Source organism: Streptomyces fructofermentans (assembly GCF_014651055.1).
Taxonomy (GTDB): Bacteria; Actinomycetota; Actinomycetes; order Streptomycetales; family Streptomycetaceae; genus Streptomyces; species Streptomyces fructofermentans.
Window position 1 is genome coordinate 1 of sequence record NZ_BMWD01000010.1, and the last position, 9717, is coordinate 9717.

The window sequence follows — 9717 nt, forward strand, 5'->3', positions numbered from 1 at the left end:
TGGTGCCGGCCCGGAGGCACACCCCGCCGCAGCGCGGGCGGATCAGAGGTTGATCATGTGACCGGCGAGGCCTTCGACGGCCTCCTTCACGGCCTCCGACAGCGTCGGGTGCGCGAACACGTTGCGGGCGACCTCGTCGGCGGTGAGGTCCCACATCTGCGCCAGCGTCAGGGCGGGCAGCAGTTCCGTGACCTCGGGGCCGATCAGGTGGGCGCCGACGATCTCGTTGTGCCGCGCGTCCGCCACGATCTTGACGAAGCCGACGCCCTCCCCCATGCCGCGCGCCTTGCCGTTGGCGGAGAACGGGAACTGGGCGACCTTGACGTCGTAGCCCAGCTCGCGCGCCTGGGCCTCGGAGTAGCCGAAGGACGCGATCTGCGGCTGGCAGAACGTCGCCCGCGGGATCATCGCGAAGTCGATCTCCTGGGTGTCCGCGTCGCCGATCGTCTCGGCGGCCACGACACCCATGGCCTCGGCGGTGTGGGCCAGCATCAGCTTGCCGGTGACGTCACCGATGGCGTAGACGCCCTCGACACTGGTGCGGCCGCGGGCGTCGACCGCGATCGCGCCGCGGTCGGTGAGCGCCACGCCGGTGGCCTCCAGGCCGTAGCCCTCGACACGCGGGGCGAAGCCGAACGCGGCGAGCATCCGGTCCGCCTCCAGCGTGCGCGACTCGCCGCCGCCGGCCGGACTGACCGTCACCCGCACACCCGAACCGGTGTCCTCGACGGAGTCCACCTTGGTCGACAGGAGCACCTCGACGCCCAGCTTGCGGTACTGGCGCAGCAGTTCCTTGGAGACGTCCGCGTCCTCGGTGGGAACCATCCGGTCCAGGAACTCGACGATGGTCACGTCGACGCCGAAGTTCTTCAGCACATAGGCGAATTCGACACCGATGGCACCCGAACCGCCGATGATGACGGAGCCGGGCAGGTTCTCGTCGAGGATCTGCTCCTCGTACGTGACGACGTTGGCGCTCCGGCTCATCCCGGGCAGCATCCTGACCGTTGCGCCCGTTGCGATGATCAGGTTGTCGCACGTGTAGGACTGCGAGGTGCCGTCCGCGTCCTTCACGTCCACCGACTTCGGGCCGGTGAGGGTTCCCCAGCCGTTGATCTCGGTGATCTTGTTCTTCTTCATCAGGTAGTGGACGCCCTTGGCGCTGGCGTCGGCCACCGACCGGCTGCGCCGGTGCGTGACGCCGAAGTCCATCGTGGCGTCGCCGCTGATCCCGAAGGTCTTCTTCTCCTGCGTGATGATGTGGGCGATCTCCGCGTTGCGCAGCAGTGCCTTGGACGGGATGCAGCCGACGTTGAGGCACACACCGCCCCAGTACTTCTCCTCGACGATCGCGACGGACTTGCCGAGTTGAGCGGCACGGATGGCGGCGACGTACCCACCGGGGCCGGCGCCGAGGACGAGAACATCAAAATGAGTCACGTCGTCAGCCTACGACCGTGCCGTGACGTGTCGATCCGACGGGGCGCCGCGGAGCTGCCGGGGAGCCGTGGACCCGGATGTGTGGGACCGTTTTCACCTGGACTGTTCCGCTCCTGCCGCAACGCGTCCGCCGTTCCGATCCGCGAGGTCTCGTACGTCCTCGGAGTGACCCATGCCGCGCAATCGCACCGTGGACGAAGCCGACGAGCTGCTGGCGAGGCTCGGGTCCCTCACCGTGCGGGCGCGGGAACTCGCGGAACTCCAGCGTTCCCGGGTGGAACTCGCCGTGGCGCTCCAGCGCGGCATGCTCCCGGCGGACCTGCCGACGGCCGAGCGGCTGCGCCTCGCGGCCCGCTACGTACCCGCCTACGACGGCCTGGACGTGGGCGGCGACTGGTACGACGCCTTCTTCCTCCCGGACGGCCGGGTGGGGCTGTCCATCGGCGACGTGCAGGGCCACAACATCGAGGCGGCCGCGTTCATGGGGCAGGTGCGGGTCGGCCTGCGGGCCCTCGCGTCCGTCACCAGCGAGCCCGGCGAACTCCTGGCCCGGACCAACGACCTGCTCGTGTCACTCGACACGGAACTCTTCGCGACCTGCACGTTCATGCGGTTCGACCCCGTCTCCGGCGAGGTGGAGAGCGCGCGGGCCGGTCACATTCCCTGCGTGTGGGCCACGGGGGACGGCAGGTCCGGGATCACGGAGGACGAGGGCGGGCCGCCGCTCGGCATCCAGGAGGGCACGGTCTATCCGACCGCGCACTACCGGCTCACCACGGGAGGGGTGCTCGTCCTGGTGACCGACGGCGTCGTCGAGGGGCCGTCTCTCAACATCGACGAGGGACTCGGCCACGTGGTCCGCCTGGCGGGCATCGCGGCCGTCGCGGGCATGGGCGCGGACGCCCTCGCGGCGGCCGTCATCAAGGTGTCGTCGCTGGTGGGCCACGAGGACGACGCCGCCGTCCTGGTCGTCGGACACGACGGGGCCGAGGAGGGCGCGTAGTGCCCCCGGCCCCGCTGCGGACCCTCCCGTCTGGCCGACCCCGCGGCGTCGGTGTCTGATAGCAGCTGTGGCGCGCTCTCGGGATCCACGGGGTCCGGTCGTGTACGGCCTCCAGACGCTGGCCATCGCCGCCTGCTACTACACGGCGGGCCGGCTGGGCCTCATGCACCAGCTCGTCTCGGACGGCGCGGTGTACACACCCCTGTGGCCGCCCACCGGCATCGCGGTGGCCTGCCTCGTCGTCCTCGGTCTGCGCTGCTGGCCGGGGATCGCCCTGGGCACGCTGCTGGTGATCCTCTCCATCAGCTCGTTCAGACCCACCGCCCTTGCCACGGTGGCCGGCAACACGCTGGCCCCGGTCTGCTCGTACCTCATGCTCCGGAGGGTGGGATTCCGTGCCGACCTCGCCCGTTTCAGGGACGGGCTCGCCCTGGTGTTCCTCGGGGCCCTGGCCGGGATGCTGATCAGCGCGACCGTCGGCACGGGAACACTCGTGCTCACGGGCAGGATCACGGCCGAGCGGTTCTGGTCCGTCTGGCTGCCGTGGTGGGTGGGCGACGCGATGGGTGTCCTGCTGGTCGCCCCCGTCGTGCTCCTGCTGCTCAGGACGCGCTGGCCGCCGCAAGGCACACCGCGGTGGAGGGAGGCACTCGTGCTCACCGCCGTGGTCCTGGCCGTCGTCCCGTTCGCGGCGCGCAGCGTCATGAGCCTGCTGTTCCTCGTGTATCCGCTGGTGATCTGGGCGGCCCTGCGGTTCCAGCTGACGGGCAGCATGCTGTGCGCCCTGTTCGCGTCGGTCGTAGCCACGGGCGCCGCGACGGCGGGCGTCGGTTCGTTCGAACGGCTGACCGATGTCGAAGTGATGATCAAACTCCAGTGCTTCAACGGGTCGGTGGCGCTGACCGCCCTGCTGCTGTCCGCCCTCATCGCCGAGCAGCGGAACACCAGACGCTCGGTGGAGCTCGCCTGCCAGGAGCTGGTCAAGGTGCTCGACCACCTGGCCGCGGGTGAGGCAGCGCCCGGCGCCTCGGAGGGTGCCAGGCGGCGGCGCGCGCGACTGCGCGGCGAGAGGCCGTAGGCGGAGGGCCTGGTCGCGGGGGACGGGACGTGACCAGGCCCGACGGCCGACCGCCCTCGCGGGACGGGACCGCGTGCCGGTGGCCCGGGGGCCCGCACCGGGGGTGCGGGCCCCCGGGCGTCACCGGCCGAGGTGCGGGAAGCGGAACTCGGTGCGGCTGCGGAGGTCCGTGCCCGGCCGCAGCACGGCGCTCGGGAAGCCCGGACGGTTCGGGGCGTCCGGCAGGTGCTGCGTCTCCAGGCAGACCGCGCTGTGCCGCTCCAGCGGACGGCCATGGGCGTCCGTGAGCGAGCCGTCGAGCTGATTGGCCGTGTACACCTGGAGGCCCGGCAGCGTCGTCCACACCTCCATGACCCGGCTCTCCCGCGGAGCGGCCAGCCGGGCGGCGCGCCGCAGCGTGCCGGCTGCGGCCGCCCCGACCCAGCAGTGGTCGAAACCTCCCACCGCCTCGACCTGCGGGTCCGCCGAGCCGAGCCGTTCCGCGAGGACGCGGGGCGACGTCAGGTCGAACGGCGTGCCGGCCACGTCGGCGACGGGACCCAGCGGGATGCCGTCGGCGTCCACCGGCAGATAGCCGGGCAGGTCGACCCGCAGGGTGTGGTCCCGGATGTCGGTGGACCCGGCCAGGTTGAAGTAGGCGTGGTTGCTCAGGTTGACCACGGTGGCCCGGTCGGTCCGCGCCCTGTACGCGAGGGACAGGGTGCCGGCGGCGTCCAGCGCGTACGTGACCGTGACGTCGAGCGCGCCCGGGAACCCCATGTCGCCGTCGGGGCTGTGCAGCGCGAGGCGCACCGCCGCGGTGTCCCCGTCCTCGACCGGGGTGGCGTCCCACACCTTCGTGTCGAAGCCCTCGGGGCCGCCGTGCAGCGCGTGGCCGCGGTCGTTCACCGGAACCCGGTGGACAACGCCGTCGAGTACGAAGCGGCCGTGCGCGATGCGGTTGGCGTAGCGGCCGACGAGCGCCCCGAGGTACGGGCTCTTCTCGGCGTACTGCTCGACCGAGGGCAGCGAGTGGACGACGGAGGCGGTCGAGCCGGCGGTGTCGGGCACGCCGAGGGCGTGCAGGATGCCGCCGTACGTCAGGATCTCGGCGTGCACCCCCGCACCGGACTCCAGCCGCCACAGGCCTACCTCCTCTCCGCCCGGAGTGGTGCCGAACGGCCGGTGCTGCACGGTGGGTCGGGGCATGGTCAGTCCTCGTGGGGAGCGGATGTCCGGACAGGAGCGGGTACTGCGCGGCCGGCAGGCCTCAGTCGCCCGCCGCGCCTCTGGCGCCCTCCTCCGGCGGCGGACCCTGGCCCGCGCCGCCGGAGGACTCCCGCACGACGAGCCGGTATCCGGGTCTGATCCGCTGCGGTCCGGCCACGGGTTTCCCGCTGAGCCGGTCGACGAGCCGGTCGACCGCCAGACGGGCGATGGCCTGCTTGTCGGGGGAGACCGTCGTGAGGGTGGTGGCGCCGTAGCGGCTCTCCTCGATGTCGTCGAAACCGACCACGGCGACGTCCTCGGGGATTCTCAGACCGCGTTCGGTCAGTGTGCGCATGGCGCCCAGAGCGATCAGGTCGTTGTAGGCGAAGACCGCGTCGGGCCGTTCGCCGCGCTCCAGCAGCGCGGTCACGGCGGCGGCGCCGTCGGCGCGGCCGTAGCCCTCCGTGGTGACGACCAGGCTCTCGTCCGGGGTGATCCCGGCCGCGGCGAGCTCCTCCCGCCAGCCGCGCAGCCGCAGATGGGCGGGCTGCCGTTCCTGGCCGGTGCGGGAGCCGAGGAAAGTGATCCGGCGGCGGCCGAGATCCAGCAGATGCCGGACCGCGGTACGGGCGGCGGCCACGTTGTCGATGGCGATCTGGTCGTACGGGGCCTCGTACTCGCGCTCGCCGAGGAGCACCAGCGGCGAGGTCTCGTGCCGGGCGACCAGGTCGGCGGTCTCCAGGTGGATGGGGCTGAGGATGAGACCGTCGATGACGTGGGAGCGGAACTCCTGGCAGACCAGCAGCTCGCGCTCCCGCAGGCCCGCCGTGTGGTCGACGAGGACGGTGTAGTCGTGCCGGGCCGCCGCGTCGATGACGGCGCCCGCGAGTTCGGCGAAGTACGGGTTGCCGAGTTCGGGCACCGCGAACGCGATGATGCCCGTACGGCCCTTGCGCAGATGGCGTGCGGTGAGGTTGGGGCGGTAGCCCAGCTCGTCGATGGCCTGCTGCACCCTGGCCCGCATCTGCGGTGTGACATGGGGCGAGTTGTTGACCACGTTCGACACGGTCTTGATCGACACGCCTGCCCGCTGCGCGACGTCCTTGAGGCTGACGCCCACGGCACTCCTCTGGTTCGACTCTTTCGGCATGGGTGCCGGGGGCCGGGCCCGGTGGTCGTCCGGGCGCCGCTGGTTGCCGGGACCCCGGAGCCGGCGCGGCCGGACGGGGTCCCGGGGTGTGCTCAGGTGGATCTGCGGCTGCGTGACAGGTACCGCTGGGTGACCACCACGACGATCAGGAATCCGCCGCTGACCACGGACTGGTACGAGGAGTTGAGCGAACCGATCTGGTTGATGAGGTTCTGGATCACCGCCAGCAGGAGAACGCCCCACAGGGTGCCGCTGACCGACCCGGCGCCGCCGACGAGAAGCGTGCCGCCGATGACGACCGCGGCGATCGCGTCGAGTTCCATGCCGGCGCCGATGATCGTGACGCCCGAGGAGAGCCGCGCCGCGTTGATCGCACCGGCGAAACCGGCCAGCAGCCCGCTCAGCAGATAGACCGTCAGCTTGGCCCGGGCGACCGGCAGTCCCATCAGGGTGGCGGCGTCGCTGCTGCCGCCCACGGCGAACAGCGTCTGGCCGAACGAGGTGCGCTGCAGTACCAGGCCGCCCGCGCCGAACAGCGCCAGCGCGATCAGGATCGGGTAGCCGAAGCCCCAGACACTGCCCTGGCCCAGTTCCGCGAACGCCGAGTCCTTGGGGACGAGATACGTGGTGGAGCCCTCGTCGGTGATGGCCAGGAGCAGGCCCCGGGCGCCCAGCAGGGACGCGAGGGTGACGATGAAGGGCGCCATCCCGGCCCGGGCGATCAGCAGTCCGTTCAGCGCGCCGATCGCCCCGCACACGACGAGGGGCACCAGCAGCGCGGGCAGGACGCCCCACTGCGAGGCCCACGCGGCCAGCACACCGCCCAGGGCGAACACCGAGCCGACGGACAGGTCGATGCCGCCCGTGATGATCACCATCGTCATGCCCAGGGCGACGATCGCGAGGAACGACGCCTGCACCGTGACACCGCGGGTGTTGTCCAGGGTGGCGAACGAGGGGTAGACGAACGACGAGATCAGGACCACGAGGAGCAGGACCGCGAGAACGCCCTGACGCTGGACCAGGGAGGCCAGGCGCTCCCGGCCGGAGACCTCGGTGCCCGCGGGTTCCGTGACCGGTGCTCCCTCGGGCGAGGGAGGTGGAGGCGTCGCGGTGCCGGCTGAGAGGAGGGGTGTGGTGAGTTTCATCGGGATCGGCGCTCCCGTGCGACGTAGACGGCGACGACGATGATGGCCGCCTGGGCGATCTGGGCGGTCGAGTCGGGCAGGTCGTGCTTGACGAGCGTGGCGCGCAGCAGCTGCATGAGCAGCGCCCCGACGACCGTGCCGAGCACCCGGATGGACCCGCCGCTGAGCGGAGTCCCGCCGACGACCACCGCGGTGATCGCGGACAGCTCCATCAGGTTGCCCAGGGAGGACGGGTCGCTGGCGGTGAGACGGGCGGTGGCCAGGATGCCGGCGAGTGCGGCGAGGACACCGCACAGGATGTAGACGCCGGTCAGGACGCGCTTGACGGGCAGCCCCGCGAGGGCGGCCGCGGACCGGTTGCCGCCGATGGCGACGATCTGGCGTCCGAAGGTCGTCCGGTGGACGAGGAAGGCGACGGCCAGCGCCAGCGCGGCGGCGATGAGCACGACGAGCGGGACGCCGAGGAAGCTGCCGGTGCCCAGCGACAGCAGGTCCTGGTTGGAGATCTGCTTCAGCTGGCCGTCCGCCATCACCAGGGCGATGCCCCGGCCGCCGACGAACAGGGCGAGGGTGGCCACGATGGGCTGGAGCCCCACCACCGACACCAGGGCGCCGTTGATCGCGCCGACCACGGCGCCCGCGAGGAGCGCGACGACCAGTGCGGGTACGAGTCCGTAGCCGAGGTACAGCGGCAGCAGGGCCGCTGCCAGTGCCATGGCCGAGCCCACGGACAGGTCCACGCCCTCCGTGCCGATCACCAGCGCCATGCCGAGGGCCACGATGACGACGGGCGCCACCTGGATCAGCTGGGTGCGCATGTTGTCGACGGTGAGGAAGTGCTCGGTGAAGACGGCGTTGAAGACCAGGAGGGCGGCCACCGCCGCGTACACGCCGTACTCCTGGAACCATGCGGCGCCGCTCGGCCGGGACAGGCCGCGGGCCGGTGCCGCGGTCGCCGGGGTGGTCATCGGGGGTCCTCCTTGCCGTCCCCGGCCTGGGCCGGGACGTGCGGATCGGGTTCTGCGGCGCCGGTGTCCGGCGCCGGGTCCGCGACGTGCCCGCCGTGGACGGGGGAGTCGTCGGCCAGGGCGGCGAGCAGGGCGCTCTCGGAGACCTGGTCGCCGGTCAGTTCGCCCGCGGTCGCGCCGCCGCGCAGCACGACGATGCGGTCGGACCCCTCGATGAGCTCCTCGATGTCGGAGGAGATCAGCAGGACGGCGAGGCCCTCCTGGGCGAGTTCGTCGATGAGGGACTGCACCTCGGCCTTGGCGCCGACGTCGATACCCCGGGTGGGCTCGTCGAGCAGCAGCACCTTCGGCTTGAGGCACAGCCACCGGGCCAGCAGGACCTTCTGCTGGTTGCCGCCGGAGAGTTCGCCGACCTTCTGCTCGGGGCTGGAGGCCTTGATGCGCAGGCGCTTCATGAAGATGTCGACGACACGGTCCTGGCGGCCGCGCGAGACGACGCCGCCCCGGGAGAGCTGGGGGAGCGCGGCCAGCACGATGTTCTCCCGTACCGAGAGGCCGGGCACGATGCCCTCGGCCTTGCGGTCCTCGGGGAGCAGGCTGATGCCGGCTCGGATGGCGCGTGCGGAGGAGGGCCGCCCGATCCGGGCGCCGTCCACGCCGATCTCGCCCGCGTCGAGCGGCAGGGCGCCGGCGAGCGCCTTCGCCGTCTCGCTGCGGCCGGAGCCGAGCAGCCCGCCGAGGCCGAGGACCTCGCCGGGGTGCAGGTCCAGGGAGACCTGGTCCAACTGGTGCTTGCGGGTCAGTCCGGTGGCGGTGAGGACGGGCTTGCGTTCGATGTCGTGGCCCTCGGCGCCGAAACTCGTCACCCCGTGCCGGCGGACTTCGGCGACCTCGCGGCCGAGCATCAGCGAGACGAGCTGCACGCGTTCCAGGTCGGCGATGTCGCCGGTGTGGATGTGCTTGCCGTCGCGGAGCACGGTGACGCGGTCGCACACGCGGTACAGCTCGTCCATGCGGTGGCTCACGTAGACGACGGCGATGTTCTGCCGCCGCAGGTCGCCGATGACGCGGAAGAGGGTCTCGACCTCGCGCGGTTCCAGCGACGAGGTGGGCTCGTCCATGATGACGACCTGCGCCTTGACCGAGACGGCCCGGGCGAGCGCGACCATCTGCTGGGTGCCGATGCCGAGGGTGTGCAGGGGGCGGCGGGGGTCGACGCTGACGCCGAACCCGTCCAGCAGGGAGGCCGCCTCGCCGTGCATGCGTGCGAAGTCGATCAGGCCCAGGCGGGTCCTCGGCTCACGGCCGAGGAAGATGTTGCGTGCCACGCTCATCAGCGGAACCAGGTTCACCTCCTGGTAGATCGTGGAGATGCCGGCCTGCTGGGCCTCGAAGGGGCGGGCGAACTGCACCGGTCGTCCGGACAGCAGCAACTCGCCGCCGTCGGGGCGGTGGACGCCCGTGAGCACCTTGATGAGGGTGGACTTGCCCGCGCCGTTCTCGCCGACGAGTGCGTGGGTCTCACCCGCGCGTACGGCGAAGGACACGTCGTCGAGCGCGACGACGCCCGGGAAGCGTTTGCCGACGCCGCGGGCCTCCAGCACCGTCGGCGCGGCGGAAGGCTCTGTGCCGGTCGCCGCGGACGCTGCCGCTTCGGGGGGTGCCATGAACGTGGCCTTCCGGAGATTGATCGGATCGTGTCGTTGGGCGCCGGGCCGCCACGGGTGAGGTGCACCGTGGCG

Annotated in this window: 8 protein-coding genes; 2 read left to right on the forward strand and 6 right to left on the reverse strand. The window is 71.8% G+C overall.

Features of this window, described 5'->3' with window-relative positions:
- Nucleotides 1-42 precede the first annotated feature (42 nt).
- Nucleotides 43-1440 carry a dihydrolipoyl dehydrogenase gene (gene lpdA, locus IE265_RS15900; RefSeq protein ID WP_190036219.1) on the reverse strand — a complete coding sequence of 466 codons (1398 nt, stop codon included), beginning with the start codon at nt 1438-1440 and terminating at the stop codon, nt 43-45.
- A 172-nt stretch (nt 1441-1612) separates the two neighbouring features.
- Here lpdA and IE265_RS15905 point away from each other — a divergent pair, with 172 nt between their 5' ends.
- Nucleotides 1613-2443, forward strand: coding sequence for a PP2C family protein-serine/threonine phosphatase (locus tag IE265_RS15905; RefSeq protein ID WP_190036220.1), 831 nt, complete (start codon nt 1613-1615; stop codon nt 2441-2443).
- 100 nt (nt 2444-2543) lie between these two features.
- A complete protein-coding gene (locus tag IE265_RS15910; protein WP_229916213.1) occupies nt 2544-3521 on the forward strand; it encodes an MASE1 domain-containing protein in 978 nt (325 codons plus the stop codon).
- Between the two features lie 120 nt (nt 3522-3641).
- Here IE265_RS15910 and IE265_RS15915 read toward each other — a convergent pair whose 3' ends face one another.
- The 5 genes from IE265_RS15915 to IE265_RS15935 form a co-directional block, all read right to left on the reverse strand.
- Nucleotides 3642-4709: an aldose epimerase family protein gene (locus IE265_RS15915; protein WP_190036222.1), complete on the reverse strand. Its 1068-nt coding sequence runs from the start codon at nt 4707-4709 to the stop codon at nt 3642-3644.
- A gap of 61 nt (nt 4710-4770) precedes the next feature.
- Complete coding sequence (locus IE265_RS15920; RefSeq protein WP_190036223.1) at nt 4771-5829, reverse strand: LacI family DNA-binding transcriptional regulator; 1059 nt, start codon at nt 5827-5829, stop codon at nt 4771-4773.
- A gap of 122 nt (nt 5830-5951) precedes the next feature.
- A complete protein-coding gene (locus tag IE265_RS15925; RefSeq protein ID WP_190036224.1) occupies nt 5952-7007 on the reverse strand; it encodes an ABC transporter permease in 1056 nt (351 codons plus the stop codon).
- On the reverse strand, nt 7004-7975 hold the full coding sequence (locus IE265_RS15930; RefSeq protein ID WP_190036225.1) for an ABC transporter permease: 972 nt from the start codon (nt 7973-7975) through the stop codon (nt 7004-7006). The genes IE265_RS15925 and IE265_RS15930 overlap by 4 nt, the downstream gene beginning before the upstream one ends.
- Nucleotides 7972-9642 carry a sugar ABC transporter ATP-binding protein gene (locus IE265_RS15935; RefSeq protein ID WP_190036226.1) on the reverse strand — a complete coding sequence of 557 codons (1671 nt, stop codon included), beginning with the start codon at nt 9640-9642 and terminating at the stop codon, nt 7972-7974. Before IE265_RS15935 ends, IE265_RS15930 begins: the two co-directional genes overlap by 4 nt.
- Between the last annotated feature and the right edge of the window lie 75 nt (nt 9643-9717).